Source organism: Clostridium porci (genome assembly GCF_009696375.1).
Taxonomy (GTDB): Bacteria; Bacillota; Clostridia; order Lachnospirales; family Lachnospiraceae; genus Enterocloster; species Enterocloster porci.
In genome coordinates this window covers 25,302-41,735 of record NZ_VUMD01000004.1, presented here as the reverse complement: position 1 = coordinate 41,735, position 16,434 = coordinate 25,302, and the positions used below count along the sequence as shown (strand labels likewise).

Here is a 16,434-nt window from a genome sequence, read left to right as displayed (position 1 = left end):
GTTATATCTCCCTTTCCGCGCTCTTTTTCGGCGCTGTCTTGTGTGTCCGTTCCTGGACGGGCTGGTTTCTGAGCTGTTCCAAAACGGAAGGTTTGTTTTCCTTGCGATCATGGTCAGCCGCTTTCCCGTTGTTGATGATACCGTCAATCATGCCGTAATCATCTTCCATAGACATTTCAGCGGCTTTCAAATGGCTTTCCGGGGCCTGCACCATAGTTCGCTCCGGGCGATGAGAGGATAACACGGCATCGTTGGGTAAAGCAATGTTGTCGGCACTTGCTTCCTTTTTTGCTGTCTGCTGGTAGTCAGAATACTCCGGTGTGTTGTGCCAGTCCTCACGGGCAATGCCAAACAGCCCATCATGGTTTTCCACATCATCGGTATCGAACACCATCGCTTCGGTATTGTCGGAGAAAAGCATATAGACGGTTATATCCCGTTCCGTCAGTTCCATGGCGCGTTCTTTGGAGAGTGGAAGCATATCGCTGTCAAGATAACCGAAACTTTCCATCATCTGCGGCGTGACCGCAGGATCAGGGAGCGGTTCGTCCATGGCCTGTTCGGGCGCATCCGGGAGCATGGTTTCCGGTGCTGCTGCCGCACCGTCATCCGCGCCGCTGTCCATATCCTCACCGACAACTGGCGTAGGGGCTTTCTGCGCTTCCTGTAAGGTTTCCAGCATATCCAGCGAAGCAAGCCGCACGGCGTAGGTATCCAGATCGTGCAGTTTGCAGATTTCCATGCAGGCGGTGGAAAGCAGAATATTGGGGTTGTCAAGCTGCCCTCCGTCCAGCAGACGCATGGTTTCTTTGTCATAAAGGGTGTAGTCAAACCCTTCATTGCTTCTCTGTATGTGGAGATAGGTGCTGTCCGATACAAGGTAGAGCTTTTCGGACTGTTCCAGTCCCTTGACCTGTTCGGGGGTCATGGTGCCGGACTTTAACGCTTCCTGTAATTCCAGACACTTTTCGTATGCGCCCACATAAAGCACATCGCCGGGGACAAGGGCAAAATCCTTTGTGACCGTGTACTGCTGAATATAGGTGTTATCATCGGGAGTAGTGCGGTTGAAATTGCTGTGCAGCTTGTACTCAAACCGTGCGGGAACAGGCTGATTTGTTTCCTGTTCGGGAACGGTGGGGATAAATTCCCGCTGGTTGAGCTGTGCCAACCTATCCATAAGCGCACCCTGCTCGGTAAAGCGGGGTTGTCCATCCTCACCGATGATTTTATATACATCCAGCAGCGCATCGGAAAGGGGACGCAGATCATGGGTTTTAATTCTTTCATCTGCCCATGCCGCTATCCCTGCTTCATCTGCAGCAGGGATGCTCTGACCGGGTTCAACCTCATTGACCTTTACCATAAAGGCGGCGAAGTCATTGGAAAATGCCGTGATTTCCTCCTGTGTTAAAAACGGAGAAACCGGCTCCGCTGCCTGTTCGGGGATTTCCGTCTGTCCCTGGATTTGCGGAGTGATGCCGCGCTCTTTGCAGATTTCCGCAAAGTGGCGGTCAATATCGGAGATAAGCCCGGAAGCGGTCTTGCTGATGGTTTCCAGACTGGCGCGGAGTTCTTTCAGTTCCTTGCCCTGTGACCATGTGGCGATATAGCCGAAGCTGTTTTCAGCGGTTTCGATGCCGTAATACTGGCAGACCGCATAGGAAATGCTTTCTGCTTCCACTTCCTCGGTGTGCCGGTCTTTGGGCTTTACCTTTTCGGCAGTTTCATCCCCGGCGGCAGCGGTTCCGCGCTCCTTTTCGTAGTTGTGGAGCTTGGCATGGGCAATCTCATGGACAGCGGCGCACACCGTCTGCACCTCGCTCATACCGTCCCGGATGGTGATGCTCTGATTGGTGGAGTTAAAATAACCATCCGTGTCGCGCTCAATGGGCTTTATCTCCATCGGTACGGGAGAGGAACGGCGCAGCGCTTCCATAAAAACCTCATACTGCTGGACATTGCCGTTCAGGTCGGAAGCAAGCTGCGGCAGGGGCTTTCCCTCGGTCTGCGACACATCAAAGACGGATACCACCTTATACATGGGGATTTTGACTTCCTTTTCCTCCATGACAACCTTACCGTCTGCATCCAGCATCGGCGCTTTGGTGTCGGGGTCGAGCTTAACTTCCTCAATCTTTTTCTTGTAGGGCGTAGGCGCGATGATCTTGATACCTTTTTCGCCTTTCATCACATTGCGCCCAAACTGGTCGCGCCACTTGTTGAAACCTGCCACATGGGTGGCATCGGGGCGCTGCATATAAATGAGCATGGTGTTGTTGACCGAATAGCGGTGGAAGCGGCTCATGGTGGACAGGTATTGCCTGTACTTGTCGCTTTCAAACAGTTCCTTGATGCCGGTTTCGATACTGTCTACGATTTCCCGCATCCGGTCTTTGCTGGTCTGTTTCTCAGCCATGACGATCTCCTTTCAGATAAAAAAATAGCGCCCCTGCACAGGTGAAAACACATCCTGCACAGGGGCAATTCTCCGCATATAGAACCCGGTTTTGCTCTTACGGGTGTAAACTATCAGCCCCTTGGATTTCCGTGCCGGAAAACCCTTGCAAACAGGGGCTTTTATGCCCTCTATTTGCGGAGGTTCCAGTAGTGTTCGCGCTTCCTTTTCGCGTCCTGTTTCCTGCGCTCCCGCTTGGCGCAGGATGGGCAATACTTGGCGCGGTTGGAGGTGGAGAAGATAGGCTTGCCGCAGACAAGGCAGCTCTTTTCCGGCCTGTTCCGCATGACATCTGCATACAGCTCACAGTCAGCGGGCAGGACTGCATTTCTGAACCATTTGCACAACACCGAATAGGAAATGCCCTGCACACATACGCAAGGTTCCCCGTCATCCAGAAGGATGCAGTTGCCGTGGTCGTAATTGCAGCATTGTGACCGGATGAGCTTTCTGGCACGGCGTAGCTGCTTCTCGTCCATTCGCGGCAGACCGCTCATACCGCCCCCATGATGGAAGCGGCAATTTTGCGGCAGGCGCGACGGAAGATTTTGCTGGCGGTTGCATCACAGGTCAGTTCAAAGGCTGTTGCAATCTCCCGATACCGGCAGACCGGCGCAGGGGCAAAGCCTGCCCGTGCATCAAACCCCAGGCGCATACCGATGACCCTCTGCTCCCGATAGTCCAAATCCGCAAAGGCGGCAATCACAGCGGCGGTCAGATTATCGTGCCTGTCGCAGCACTCCATAAAGGCGCTGGCATTGGCGGTCAATGCTTTGGGGATCGCAGACAGAATCAAATGAGCGGCGCGGATTTTATTGATGCTGTTTTCCATTCATGTTCACCTTCTTTCAAATTCCAGCCGGTAGGCTGTTTTTGTTCCGTCATCTTCCAATACCACCACGGCATCATAGGTCTTTCCTGTCTTTTCCGAATAACAGCCTTTCAGCGGGGCGCGACCATCTTTCAGCAGCGTGGCGGCAAGGGTTTTTGTCAGGGTCTTTTTTTTGCGGTAAAGAACTTGCTGTTTTTCCACAAGGCGAAGGAGCAGGCGCGGTTTTCGCAGAAAAATCCCTTGGGCGTTTCCGTCACATCCGCTTTGCATCGGGGGCATTTTCCTACCACCTCGCGCCCGGAGGGGAACAGGACTTCCGCACCGGGGATGGGTTTATAAGTCTGCATCAGCTCACCCAGCATGGCGGTGATTCCGTCCATGAAGCTGTCCGGGACAATTTCTCCGCGCTCGATCTCTTTCAAGCGGTGTTCCCATTCTGCGGTAAGCTGTGGGGACTGGAGCTGTTCGGGCAATACGGTGATAAGCGCCGTGCCGGTGGATGTGGGCAGGAGGTTGACCACCTTCTTGGACTTTTTGCGTTCCACAAAATCGGAGGACACCAGCTTTTCAATGATACCGGAACGGGTTGCCGGGGTTCCGATGCCCTTGCGCTCCGCATCGTCGGGCATATCCTCTTTTCCCGCGCTTTCCATCGCTGACAGCAGCGTATCTTCGGTGAAATGCTTGGGAGGCGTGGGCTTGCCGGTCTTGACCGTTGCAGCCGATACGGAAAGGGACTGATGCTCCGCAACTTCCGGGAGGGTGGATGCCGCTTCCGTCTGTTCCTGTTCGTAGGACTTCCAGCCGGGGACAAGGACGGTCTTGCCCTTGGCGGTGAAGCTGTGACCGGCACATTCCACCGTAATGACCGTTTCCGCATAGCGGTGTGCCTCGCTGATGGCGCGGAGCAAACCTTTTGCCGCCAGCTTCAGCACTTCGCGTTCCCCCAGGGGCAGCGACATCAAATCGGTTTTTCCTGCGCTTACGGTGGGGACGATGGCGTGGTGGTCGGTCACTTTATTGTTGTTGCACACCTGTTTTGCATGGATGGTCGTGGGCGATGCCATACCACAGACAGCGGCGGCAGAAGAAACAAGGCCGCTGATGCTGTCCTCCATATCCTCGGTCAGAAAGCGGCTGTCTGTACGGGGGTAGGTACAGAGCTTCTTTTCATAGAGGGCTTGGAGATAATCAAGGGTCTGCTGGGCGGTGTAGCCCAGGATGCGGTTTGCATCACGCTGGAGCGCGGTCAGATCGTAGAGCGCCGGGGCTTTTTCTGCCTTTTCCTTTCGCTCCACGGATTTCACGGTTGCCGTTTTACCCTTGCAGGCGTTGGCAATGCTGTCTGCGGTTTTTCTGTCCTTCATTCTGTCTGTCGCGGCGATAAAGCCGCAATCAAGCTGTACCGTGTAGAACGGTTCCGGGACAAATGCGGAAATATCCGCTTCCCGCTGTACCAGCAGCGCCAGCGTTGGGGACATGACACGCCCGATATTCAAGGTGCGTCCGTAAGTAAGGGAGAAGTACCGGGTAGCATTGATGCCTACCAGCCAATCGGCCTTTGCACGGCATAGTGCTGACTGATGCAGCCCCTCATAGTCGCGCCCGGACTTTAGCTGTTTGAAACCGGCGTGGATTGCATCATCTTCCATGGATGAGATCCACAGCCGCAAAATGGGTTTGGAACATCCCGCAAGGCAGTAGACAGTACGAAAAATCAACTCACCCTCGCGCCCTGCATCACAGGCGTTGACCACCTCGGACACATCCTCACGGCGGAGCAGGCCGCGCAGAATATCAAACTGCTTGCGCTTGTCCTCGCGGATTGTAAAGCGGTAGCTTGTCGGCACGATGGGGAGGTCTTTCATCGTCCACTTGGCATAGTCGGCGTTGTATGCGGCGGCATCTGCCAGTTCCGCCAGATGCCCAAAGCACCAGGACACCAAATATCCGCCGCCCTCCAAATATCCGTCATGCCGTTTCTTTGCGTTCAGGACTGCGGCGATACTCTGCGCCACAGAGGGTTTTTCAGCGATTACAAGGCGCATGGCACCACCTCCATCCTCTGAATATCACGGTAGCAGGGACGGACACATTCCTCTCCGAAACGCCTGCACCCGTAACAGGGATGCCCCTTGGGGGCTGCGGGAGGGGGTTCCTCCCGCATGGGTTTGGGTTTCTGCATCATCATCCGTTCCAGCGGGTTATTGGTGAAGTATCTCATGCGTCCTCGTCCTCCGTTTCATCCTCCGCATCGGATTCTTCATCATACTGCTCAAACTCGTATTCATCGTCCTCGCCGTAGTCGTAATCATCCAGATTGGAGCTGCCCTTGGTCTGCGGCTTGCCCTTTTTCACTTTGAGGAAGTAGAACGCCGCGCCGCCGCCCAAAGTTGCGATCAGCACAAATGCGATAATGCCTCCCATGCCGCCTTTTTCCTCCGGTTCCTCCACAGGCTCGGTAGGCTCGTCAGGCACTTCCGGTTCGGGTTCCTTGCCCATGCACTCGGTCATGTTGACCGCGCACACCTCGCAGCCGGTATTGACACTTCCTGCCGCGCACTTATTGGCACAGACACAGGTGGGCGTTTCCGTTTCGCCGCCATCCTCTGCCAGTCCTTCCATATCAGCAAGGTCAACCGGGTTCAGGAAGTAGGTTTTATACTGTTCTTCTTCCTCACCCACGGGAGAATCGTAATCAATGATGATGTAGAAGGTGTTTCCATCCCTGTCCTGTACGGTGATGAACTGCTTGTTGGTTTCCTTGTCATACAGAAGGTCACGGGTAGAAATGTCCGAATCTTCGCTGAAAGGCTCGCCCTGCACGGTGGAGGGTTCCGTAGGCTCCGGGGTGGTCGTTTCGCCTGTGTCAGTCGGCTTTTTCTCGGTGCTGCTGATGGTCAGGTATTTTCCATGAACATAGCCGACACGCTCCGGCAGAAGAATCTTGATCCAATCGCCATCTGTGCCGATGACTTCCACCACCGTGCCGTTGGCAAGCTGGGTAAATGCTTTGTTATCCATCCCTGCACCGGTACGGACATTGAGGTTGCCGCCGTTGGTGGTCACGGTGCCGGTGTACTCGGTTTCGGCTTCCTCCGTCTTTTCCGCCTCGGTGCTTTCGGGAGGGGGCAGCTCATAGTCGTGGTAATCGCCGCCGCTGGCAAATGCGGTAACGGGGAAAATGCTGATGCAGAGAATCACAGCCAAAAGGCTGAGAAGAATACGGGGTTTCGTCTTACTCATGGCTCGGTTCCTCCTGTTCAGAAGTGATCGGGGCAGGCGCGCCCTGCATACGGCGGAACAGTTCGGCAAACTGCTCCATCGTCATGCCGTTTTCACGCACCATACCGATGATGTCGGTATCCTCCAGTTCACGAATCTGCTTTTCCAGTTCGCGGTTGCGCCCTTGCAGATCGGAAATCTTTCTCTTGTTCTTTTCAAACTCCGTGCGGAGCTTCGTGATTTTGGGATTCATATTTCACTCTCCTTTACGGCAAGCGCCCATAACAGTAGAAATGGGACTGCCAGTAGCTTGAATTTAGGTTTGCGTAGGAAATCGGGTCGCCGCAATGGATCATCATTCCATTTCCCACATAGATACCTACATGACTGACACCGGGGGTATCGTAGGTTCCGGTGAAAAACACCAAATCACCGGGTTGCACATTGGCAGAGGATACGCGGGTACAGATGTTGCAAAGTCCCTGTGCGCCCAATCTGCCAACATCCCAGCCGGAATGATTGATGACCCAACTGACAAAGCCCGAACAGTCAAAAGAAGTGGACGGGCTGCTGCCGCCCCAGACATAGGGATAGCCAAGGTATTTCTCCGCTTCCGTGATGATGGCGGCGAACACTTCATCTTCCAGAGCTTCCGGGGGAATTTCGTAATCGGTATAGCTGCCCTCGGCATATTTCCCGATATACTCCGAACCGGGGAACAGGTCTGGACGGTTGCCCAGGGTTGCCATGTAGGTGGCATACATCCCAAGCTGTTCTTCGCCCATGATGTAGACGGGAACATGGCTCAGATTGAAGTTTTCCAGCGTGACCGTGCAGATGTAATAGTCATAGGGAACCTGAACCTCGTATTCATATTCCTCGGTGCTGGTTTCTCCGGTTTCCGGGTCGGTGACGGTGTAGCTGCCTGTCCGGGTTTCCGTCCGGTAGCGGGTTTCCACTACGACATCTTCCGTGAGGATGTACTGCTTCTCGAACAGCATTTGAAGCGTTCCCTGTACTTCATCCAGCGTCCATTCGCCCTGATGCAGTGCCGTGAGAATAGAGATCAGCACATAGGGGTCATGTTCAATATCGTCCAGATCGAAGTGATACTCGTCGTAGTCGTGGGTACGCTCATAGTTGTCCAGATACTCTTGCAGCTCGGCTTCCATATCCCAGTAGGCTGCTTCCGCACCGCGCATATCCGCATCCTGTGAGGGATAGGTGCTTGCAACAATACCGGAACCCGCGCCTTCCAACAGCACAGAACAGGAGGACAGACCGTTTAGGAAGAACGCCAGCATCAGAAACAGCGCGGCGGCGATGGCAAAGCCTTTTTTGTGCCGCCATACAAACTGACCTGCCTGCTTGGTTTTCTCAGCGGCTTTTTTCGCCGCCTTTGTGGTGTTCTCCGTGGTCTTTGCCGTATTCTTTGCGGTCTTGCCGTACTTGGCGGCGACATACTGCTTCTTGATAGCCTGTTTCTGCTGCCACTTGGAAACGGGGTTGCTGGTGGGGTGTTCTATCTGCGCTTTCTTTTGGAGCGCATCAACATTTGCCTTTTCCAGCCGGGTTTCCGCTCTGGCGGCAGCACGGTAGGGTTTGAGTTGATGGGAACGATGGGCGGATTGTATCAACCGCCCGCCGCTCTCGGCTGCGCCCTCCAGCTTGTGTGCGGATTCCACGCCCACATTATCGTCCTCGCTCTGCTGGACTTCCCGATGGAACTGAGAAAGAACAAGGTTTGCAGGCGCATCCTGTGCCGCATGGGTCAGCTTGGAGGGAGGTTTTTTCTTGTCCACTTCCTCAAATCGGAGGTGTGTTTTCACCTTGCCGGTGGCAGGGTCAAAACCACGCTCTTTTTTGACAACGGTTTTCTTGGGGATTTTCGCCTGTGCCTTATCTGCCTTTGCCGCCGCTTTTTCCACCCTCTTGATGGGCTTTTTCAGCTTTGGCTCGGCAAGGTCGGCATCGGAGAAGTGCAAGCGGGGTTCTCTTTTCATTCCTTCGCCACCTCTTGCGGCTTGGTGGTCATCACCCGATACAGCTCAGTGTCCTTCGGGAAGTGGTCAACGAAGGGCAGGATGGTGTTGCCGTAGAACAACAGTCCTTCGCCCTCACCGGAATGGGTCACATAGGAAAGCTGATGGGGCGAAATGTTGAGCTGCTTTGCAAGGATTTGTCTGTCGCCCGCCGCCTGATTGAGCATATAGATGAAATCGCTGTTTTCAAAAATGTTCTCAACCTCGCGGGAGGATAACAGGTCTTTGACATTCTGCGTGATTCCGGTGGGGATGCCGCCCCATTTTCGATAACGCTTCCAGATCTCCACGCTGTACGAAGCGGTCTGTTCCTCTTTCAAAAGCAGATGGAACTCGTCCAGGTAGTATCTTGTGGTCTTATGTGCGGCGCGGTTGATGGTAACGCGATTCCACACCTGATCCTGTACCACCAGCATCCCGATTTTTTTGAGCTGCTTGCCCAACTCCTTGATGTCGTAGCAGACAATGCGGCTGTTCACATCCACATTAGTATGGTGATTGAACACATTGAGGGAGCCGGTGACATAGATTTCAAGTGCGGTGGCGATGTACTGCGCTTCCTTTTCATCCTGGGCGCGGAGGGCGTTATACAAGTCCTCCAAAATCGGCATATTCTCCGGTTTTGGGTCGTTGAGGTAGTCCCGGTAGACGATACGCACACAGCGGTCAATGATGGTTTTTTCTACCGGAGCAAGCCCATCCTTGCCGCCAACGATCAGTTCGCACAGCGACAGGATAAAGTCGGATTTCAGCGACAGCGGGTTATCGTCATCACTGTAATCCAGATTCAAGTCCATAGGGTTAATGTAGCAAGGAAGACCGTCATAGCCCTTGCCGGTGGGTGACAGCTTGATGACCTGCCCCGACAGGCGCTCCACCAGCGGCGTGTATTCACCCTCCGGGTCGCAGATAATAATGTCATCCTTGGGGCAAATCAGAAACGCATTGGTGATCTCACGCTTTGCGGAGAAGGACTTGCCGCTGCCGGGGGTGCCGAGTATCAGCCCATTCGGGTTTTTCAGCAGCTTGCGGTCTACCATGATAAGGTTGTTGGAAAGGGCATTGATGCCGTAGTACAGGGCTTCCATGCCACTCTGGAACAACTCCTGCGTGGTAAAGGGAACAAAGATCGCCACGCTGGAAGTGGTCAGACCGCGCTGAATCTCGATCTGATTCATGCCCAGGGGCAGGCTGCTCATAAGCCCTTCTTCCTGCTGGAAGTCCAGACGGGTCAGCGCACAGTTATATTTCTGCGCGATACTGGAAGTCTGGAAGATGTTGTTGTCAAGCTGACGGGGCGTATCCGCCGTATTCATAATGAGGAATGTCAGCAAGAACATTCTCTCGTTGCGGGACTGCAAATCCTGCAACAGCTTCTTAGCCTCCGCGCCGTAGGTGGCAAGGTCGGACGGGATGATGTCCATGTCGTAACCGGCGCGAACAGCTTTTTTCTGTTCCTCGATTTTGGATTTATCCAAATCGGTGATCTTGCGCTTGACCGTCTTAATGGCATTGACCTGATCCATGGACTGCACATGGAGATTGACGATGATGCTGCTCTCCATATCAAGAAAGTCTGCCAGCATACGGTCATTCAGCTCCGGTGCTAAAATCTGCACGAAGCTGACCGCGCCCAGCTTTTTGCCCATGCGGAACATCCTGCCGGTCTTGAACTCAAAGGAGCTGGGCGCGATAAAGTCCTTGGTGGACAGCCCGGAGGGAGCCAGCCAATCCCACGAAAAGCGGAACGGTTCCTGTTCATCCATGCGGAGAATGTCGTGCATGACGCGCAGGCGGTCATACCCATTCAGCGGTGCAGCCACAACGCCCAGCCGCTTGAAGTTGTTGAGAAGGTCGGTTTCAATGCGTTCCAGACGGGGCTTTGCAGTGCGAAGGTTGTCTGCTTCGATGCCGAAGGTCAGGTACTTGGTCTTAATCAGACCGTTGTTACCGCGTGCAAGCTGGTTTTGCAGCATCTCGGCATACTCGGCTCGGATGGCGTCAAACTCATCACCGCAGGGCGGGATGGTGATGCTTCGGGCAAAGGTTTCCTGTGATGCCGACAGGTTGACAAATGAGAGCTGGAACTGCACAGAGCTGTCAAAGTAATTCAGAAAATCGCACCACGATTCAAAGATTGCGGTCTTATCCTCGTTCTGCGAAAGCTGGTAGTTGATGTCCTGATACTGGATGGTCTTGGTGTAGCGCGTATCGGTCACACGGCAGATACCGTCAGGCCACATACGCTGATATGGGATGCTGTCCTGCGCCGATTTCTCTTTCTTATCTGTCCTGTTCGCCCTTGCGATGGCGGCCTCGATCTGTTTTCTTTCGGCGCGGGTCAGTTTCTTTTTTGTGGACAATTCGATACACCTCCCGGTCTAATTGGTTTTGCCGCTCCAGGACGGCATAGAAATTGTTGGTCTTATAGGGTCGCTGCTTCGGCCTTTGGAAACACACGCGATAGATATTGCGGATGACTACCTCCAGCGGCTGACCGTTCTTTTCGTACATGGCAAACAACATTGCCGGTATCATTACCACCATCATCACCATGGCGGCAGGGCTGGTGCCGATACTACCTTTGAGCAAAAAGAAAAGCGGTACGCCGATCAGCGCGCCGCAGCCGAAGCAGATGAGCTGTCTTTTCGTGAGATTGAACAGCACTTTGGTTTTTACTTTGGTTAAGTCCTTCGGGACATTGACATAGGCCATAGCTGCACTCCTTTCCGGCCTTAATGGGCATTAAACACGGACTTGGCAAGGCTGCTCGTCTTGAACAGGCAGAAACACAAAAGCACCGTGTAGCCCATACAAGTCCAGATGGCATTGCTGATGTCATCCACAACGGCGATATTCTGTACCAGCACGGCATAGATCGCCACACAGACGATAATCAGGAACGCCTGGAAACCCAGCGCCAGCAGAGAGCGGATGTAGTTCTGTCCCATGCCGCCCCATTCCTTGCCCATCATGGTTGCCATGGGGATGGGGGCGATTGAGGTCACAAGGTATATTTCGATCATGCGCCCATAAATGACGATAAAAATACAAATCGTCAGCGCCCACATGGTAATGCCGACAAACAGGGATTGGAACCACAAGCCGAACAGCGGCCCCAGCTCCATTTCTATCAGCCGCGCTTCCATATCCACCATGACCGTGGATATGTCGATGCTGGCATCGCCAACGATGACACCGGACGCGCTGGCAACTACGCTTTGGGCTGCGTCGAACACACCCATCACAATCGTCCATGTATTTGTCACAATGAGGACAGCGGCAGCAGACTTGAACGCCCATTTGAAGAACATCCATGTGTCTACATGGTTCAAGTTGTTTTTATCGGTAATGAGCTGGATCAGCTCCAGCGTCATAACGAAAGCGAGAATTGCGCCTGCAATGGGGACAATCACGGTTTCCGACAGGCTTTGTACCATATTGAAGATACTGCCATTCCACGCCTGCGGCGTTAAGCCCACCTGACCGGAGATCTCGGCAACCTTCTGATTGGTCGCATCGAACATCCCGGACAGATTGCTCACGATACCGCCAACGAGCATTTCTTTCAGCCATTCCGTGATCTTATCCCATAAGAAATCCATAGGGTTGCCCTCCTTTCAGGAGGATGCCGCCCTGAGGCGGCACCCTCCGGGGATTTATGGGTAACAAACGAAACGCCGATTAACCGAACAGACCGGAGAGCAGGGGAACCAGAGTGATGCCGATGAGGGCAACGCCGCCGCCAGCCATGAGCTGCTTCATGCCCTGGGACTTTGCTTATGTGTGATAAAGAAGCAATAGAAGTGCAAAAAATTTTGCCGTTCCTATCCGACACTTGGCCATTGTGTCGGATAGGTCGGGCGGTTATTCGGGCAAGTCAATCTTGCCGACAAAGCTGTAATAAATCTCAATGTCCTGCCTGCGGGTGCCGTTCTCATCATAGCTGCACTCATGCACCACAATTTTCTCGATCATTTCCCGCAAGAGAGTGGGGGTCAGTTCTTCAAAGGCAAGGTGCTTGCGGACAATGCCCATAAATTTCTCGGCGTTGACGGTAGCTGCCTGTGACTTGTCCAGTTCGGCTTGCAGGGCGGCGGCTCTCTTTTTCAGCTCCGCTTGCTCGGCTTCGTAGTCAGCCGACAGTTCCATGAAACGCTCATCGCTGATTTTGCCGTTTACATTGTCCTCATACAGCCGCTTGATAATGCGGCTGATTTCAGAAATGCGTTCCTGCGCCTGTTCAAGCTGCTTGATGGCTGCGGCGGTCTTTCGCTTGCCGCCGATCTCGTTCTGCTGGACAAGTAGTTTCACAAACCGGCTCTCATGCTTGGCTGCGTATTCGGTCACTTGCCGGAGATTTGCCAGGACACCAGCGGTCAACAGATCGGTGCGGATAAAGTGCGCCGTACAGTTGCGGGTGCGCTTCTTGTAGCTGCCGCAGATGTAGCAGTCCTGTTTGCGGTCTTTGTTCTGATACCGCTGCTGATACAGCACATGGCCGCAGTCGGCGCAGAACAAAATCCCGGAGAACAGCCCCACTTCATCGTAGCGGTTCGGGCGTTTGCGCTGTTTGCGTAACTCCTGCACCCGTTCCCATGTTTCCTTGTCGATGATCGGCTCATGGTGGTTCTCGAAAATGGCCTGCTTCTCGACGGGGTTCTCTATGCTGTGCTTGACCTTATAAGAAGGCTTTTCCGTTTTGAAGTTCACCAGACATCCGGTGTACTCTCGGTTTTCGAGGATATGAACGACGGTGTTGGTCGCCCATTTGCACTCATAGCCTGGGTGATAACGGCGGGTGCTGCCTGTCCGCTGATATTCCAGCGTCCCCGGCGTGGGGATTTGCTGCTCCGTCAGCATACGGGCAATCTTGGTCGGGCCGTTCCCGGCAAGGCAAAGCTGGTAAATCTGCTGCACCACCGGGGCGGCTTCCTCGTCTATAATAAAATTCTCGTCCTCGTCCATCACATAGCCGTAAACCGGCTTGCTGGTAACAGGCTTGCCGCTCATGCCTTTTGACTTTTTCACTGCCTTGATTTTCTTGCTCGTATCTCTCACCAGCCATTCATTGAACAGATTTCGCAGCGGGGTAAAATCGTTGTCCATGCCCTCGCTGGCACTGTCCACATTATCGTTGACAGCGATAAAACGCACACCCTTTTGAGGGAACAGCATTTCCGTGTAAAACCCTACCTGCAAGTAGTTTCGCCCTAACCGGCTCATGTCCTTGACGATGACCGTACCCACTTTCCCGGCTTCAATGTCCGCAAGCATGGCTTGAAATCCGGGCCGCTGGAAGTTCGCGCCGGAAAAACCGTCGTCGGTGTACCAGCGCAGATTGGTAAAGCCGTTCTGTTTTGCGTAGGTTTCGAGTATCCTTTTTTGGTTCGATATGGAATTACTCTCGCCTTGCAATTCATCCTCGTGGGACAATCTCGGATAAAGGGCGGTAATGAGGTTTTGGGTGGCTTGTCTTAACATAAAATCCTCCGTTTCCGACAGCCAGCCCCACTATTCCGTGGTTTCATTGTACCACGGAACGGCGGGGGCTGTACAGCGGCAAAAGCGTTAAATTTGCTTCTTTACAGCTTTTCAATTTTCCGATTTTTATGGTATGGGTTGTCGTCCCATATTTGCAGTAGAAAAGTTCATAACTCCGTGGTATACTCTGATTTAACAAAAAAATCAGAAGTTAAAGGAGAAAACATGAAGTATACAATAGATGAATTAACCGCGGCCAAAAGGCAAATTGATTCAACTCTGCACAAGCTAAGAGAAACAGTAAAAACATTTGAATCAAAGGATAATTCCGAGCGTTATAAATCACAAATCACATTGGCAAAGAGAAGAATAAAAGCCTTTGAAATTGCAAATTATTTTATAGAGAATGAGATTAAGAATTGCTAAAGCACTTCCGATTTTCGTTCCAGCGGTCATGCTCCCTGGCATGGCCGCTTTTCCATGCCCCGGTTCACGCCGGATAAGTCGGCTCCTGTGTAGCAGCGGCTTCCGCTTCCAGTACCCGCGCCATTTTGTCGGCGGCTGTGGTTGTGGTGTCTTTCTTGAAATAGCCGGACACGACAAGGACGGAATTGCCCATGCGGATTTCCGTCACACAGTCAGGGCGGCGGGTGGTGCGGGTGTCGTGCTGCTTGTTATCTGCCATAGGCAATACTCCTTTCAGTCGGTAATCAGTTTCTTCATGCTCTCCATTTTCCGCTTGGCGGTTTCCTGCCGGAAGTTGTCGCCGGTAAAGCGTACCGGGACGCACATGGAAAGCAGGCGGTCATAAATCCGGGAATGGGCGGTGTCCTCCGGGTTGTGCAGGTCGTCCAGCGTAAGGTTGGTCGTGACGATCAGCGGCTTGCCGCTGCGGTAACGGCTGTCAATCACATTGAACACCTGTTCCAGCCCGTATTCCGTCCCGCGTTCCATGCCGAAGTCGTCAAGGATCAGCAGCGGATAACGACAAAGGCGGGAAATGTACTCGTTGCGCCCCTCAAAGCTGGCGGCAAGGTCATTGAGGATAAGAGCAAAGTTCGTCATGCGGACGGGGATTTCTTTCTCCATGAGGGCGTTTGCGATACAGCCTGCAAGGTAGCTTTTGCCGGTGCCTACGCCGCCCCAGAACAGGCAGCCGATATTGTCTGTCCGCATATCTTCCCAATGCTCCACATACCGGCGGGCAAGCCCGGTCTGCGGGTTCCTGCCGTTGTCGTTCTCGAAAGTCCAGTCCCGCATGGTGGGGTCGGTAAAGCCCCGGCGTTTCAGTTCTTCCACGGTGTCAAGGTGTCTGCGCCGCTTTTCGGCGGCTTCCCGTTCCTCGCGGGCGGTTCTCTGGCAGTCGCACTCTGCCGGGTGGCGGTCGCGCCCGAAGATAGCGGCCTTATCCGGCGCAAAATAGGCTTCTTTCGGCTTGCGGCACTTGCCGCAGTACAGTAAACCGTCCTCGCCGGTGTAGTCCTCCGGCTCCGGGATGGTGGTCGTCATATTCTCCAAAACCGCGTTGATTTCATTCTTCATAAACTCTCGCCCTCCTTGCATGAGTAGTCTGGTATGCCCTTTTTAGGGGCTTCCTTTTTGTCGTTCCCCGCCCATATCCGCAGGGCGGCGGCATAGTTCTGGTAGCTTTTCCCGTTGGCGGCAAGGTAGCGGCTCATTTCCTCGATGAACCGTTCCAGCCTGTCAGGGTACTCTGCCTGCAACTCGTCGTATTCGGTCTGTGACAGAAAAATATTTCCATATCGGCCATAGGGCGCGGACGGCCCCCCACTCACTCCCTTTGTTTGGCTCTCTGTAAGGTTGTTTATAGTAGTTTGGTTAGGGGACGGTTTTCCGACCATCATAAGGTCGGTTTTCTGACCATCAGTAGGACGGTTTTCCGGCTCTATGAGGGGCGGACTTCCGGCCATCAGTTGGTCTGAAAACTGTACCTGTGGCACTGGCGGTACTTTGACATAAAGCCGGTTCGGTGCGGAGAAGCCGCCCCGTTCCCGTTCCAACAGCCCCGCCGTGTCCAGTTCATTAAGCGCCCCCTTGATGGTGGTGCTGCCTTTATCCAGTATTTCTGCTATCTCCGCGATGGGATAGATAATATAAATCCTGCCCTCGTCGTCCAGCCACTTGTTTTTCTGGGAGAGGGTGGAACGGTCTAACAGCAGCGAATACAGCAGCTTGGCGGTCTGTGAAATCTCCATTTTCAGCAGGAAACGGGGATACGGCAGATAGGCGGGCAGCCGCGTGTCTGCCCTGATATAATCAGCGATAGGATCACCTCCCTGTGTTCGGGTTGATTTTGGCGTATTGTCACGCATTAAAACGCCGTTTCCGGGGGAAAAGGATAAATGTATCGCGTACCCTTTGACACCCACGAA

The 16,434-nt window shown here is 53.6% G+C and carries 15 protein-coding genes and 2 pseudogenes; 1 reads left to right on the top strand and 16 read right to left on the bottom strand.

The features are described 5' to 3' along the window. Position 1: 1 nt before the first annotated feature. The 13 genes and pseudogenes from FYJ39_RS05400 to FYJ39_RS05340 all read right to left on the bottom strand — a co-directional run bounded on the left by FYJ39_RS05400 (position 2) and on the right by FYJ39_RS05340 (position 14,041). Positions 2-2,419 carry an LPD16 domain-containing protein gene (locus FYJ39_RS05400; RefSeq protein ID WP_154471462.1) on the bottom strand — a complete coding sequence of 806 codons (2,418 nt, stop codon included), beginning with the start codon at positions 2,417-2,419 and terminating at the stop codon, positions 2-4. Positions 2,420-2,589: 170 nt separating this feature from the next. Beyond that, entirely contained in the window at positions 2,590-2,955 is a 366-nt protein-coding gene (locus tag FYJ39_RS05395; protein ID WP_154471460.1) for a cysteine-rich VLP domain-containing protein, read from the bottom strand. Further along, positions 2,952-3,290 carry a hypothetical protein gene (locus tag FYJ39_RS05390; RefSeq protein ID WP_154471458.1) on the bottom strand — a complete coding sequence of 113 codons (339 nt, stop codon included), beginning with the start codon at positions 3,288-3,290 and terminating at the stop codon, positions 2,952-2,954. The genes FYJ39_RS05395 and FYJ39_RS05390 overlap by 4 nt, the downstream gene beginning before the upstream one ends. 6 nt (positions 3,291-3,296) lie before the next feature. After that, positions 3,297-5,338 (bottom strand): annotated as a pseudogene (locus tag FYJ39_RS05385) (DNA topoisomerase 3). Continuing rightward, positions 5,326-5,514, bottom strand: a complete 189-nt coding sequence (locus FYJ39_RS05380; protein ID WP_154471456.1) for a hypothetical protein — start codon at positions 5,512-5,514, stop codon at positions 5,326-5,328. Before FYJ39_RS05380 ends, FYJ39_RS05385 begins: the two are co-directional and overlap by 13 nt. Next, complete coding sequence (locus FYJ39_RS05375; protein ID WP_154471454.1) at positions 5,511-6,536, bottom strand: CD1107 family mobile element protein; 1,026 nt, start codon at positions 6,534-6,536, stop codon at positions 5,511-5,513. Before FYJ39_RS05375 ends, FYJ39_RS05380 begins: the two co-directional genes overlap by 4 nt. Next, positions 6,529-6,768, bottom strand: coding sequence for a DUF4315 family protein (locus tag FYJ39_RS05370; RefSeq protein ID WP_154471452.1), 240 nt, complete (start codon positions 6,766-6,768; stop codon positions 6,529-6,531). Before FYJ39_RS05370 ends, FYJ39_RS05375 begins: the two co-directional genes overlap by 8 nt. 13 nt (positions 6,769-6,781) lie before the next feature. Then, positions 6,782-8,518 (bottom strand): C40 family peptidase, encoded by a 1,737-nt coding sequence (locus FYJ39_RS05365; protein ID WP_154471450.1) that lies wholly within the window; start codon positions 8,516-8,518, stop codon positions 6,782-6,784. Continuing rightward, a complete protein-coding gene (locus FYJ39_RS05360) occupies positions 8,515-10,920 on the bottom strand; it encodes a VirB4-like conjugal transfer ATPase, CD1110 family (protein ID WP_154471448.1) in 2,406 nt (801 codons plus the stop codon). Before FYJ39_RS05360 ends, FYJ39_RS05365 begins: the two co-directional genes overlap by 4 nt. After that, positions 10,841-11,272: a PrgI family protein gene (locus FYJ39_RS05355; RefSeq protein ID WP_154471446.1), complete on the bottom strand. Its 432-nt coding sequence runs from the start codon at positions 11,270-11,272 to the stop codon at positions 10,841-10,843. Before FYJ39_RS05355 ends, FYJ39_RS05360 begins: the two co-directional genes overlap by 80 nt. A 20-nt stretch (positions 11,273-11,292) precedes the next feature. Continuing rightward, positions 11,293-12,162, bottom strand: coding sequence for a VirB6/TrbL-like conjugal transfer protein, CD1112 family (locus FYJ39_RS05350; RefSeq protein WP_154471444.1), 870 nt, complete (start codon positions 12,160-12,162; stop codon positions 11,293-11,295). A 79-nt stretch (positions 12,163-12,241) separates the two neighbouring features. Then, positions 12,242-12,337 (bottom strand): annotated as a pseudogene (locus FYJ39_RS20810) (Maff2 family mobile element protein); the annotation flags it as partial. Between the two features lie 87 nt (positions 12,338-12,424). After that, positions 12,425-14,041 (bottom strand): recombinase family protein, encoded by a 1,617-nt coding sequence (locus FYJ39_RS05340; protein WP_002596236.1) that lies wholly within the window; start codon positions 14,039-14,041, stop codon positions 12,425-12,427. 225 nt (positions 14,042-14,266) lie between these two features. Here FYJ39_RS05340 and FYJ39_RS05335 point away from each other — a divergent pair, with 225 nt between their 5' ends. Next, a complete protein-coding gene (locus FYJ39_RS05335; RefSeq protein WP_002596235.1) occupies positions 14,267-14,467 on the top strand; it encodes a hypothetical protein in 201 nt (66 codons plus the stop codon). 64 nt (positions 14,468-14,531) lie between these two features. Here the strand turns inward: FYJ39_RS05335 and FYJ39_RS05330 are convergent, their stop codons facing one another. Genes FYJ39_RS05330 through FYJ39_RS05320 form a run of 3 tightly spaced genes read right to left on the bottom strand, consistent with a single transcriptional unit; the run spans position 14,532 to position 16,431 of the window. Further along, entirely contained in the window at positions 14,532-14,726 is a 195-nt protein-coding gene (locus FYJ39_RS05330) for a transposon-encoded TnpW family protein (protein ID WP_002596234.1), read from the bottom strand. A 14-nt stretch (positions 14,727-14,740) separates the two neighbouring features. Further along, entirely contained in the window at positions 14,741-15,583 is an 843-nt protein-coding gene (locus FYJ39_RS05325; protein ID WP_002596233.1) for an ATP-binding protein, read from the bottom strand. Further along, a complete protein-coding gene (locus FYJ39_RS05320) occupies positions 15,580-16,431 on the bottom strand; it encodes a replication initiator protein A (protein WP_002596232.1) in 852 nt (283 codons plus the stop codon). Before FYJ39_RS05320 ends, FYJ39_RS05325 begins: the two co-directional genes overlap by 4 nt. Positions 16,432-16,434 lie beyond the last annotated feature (3 nt).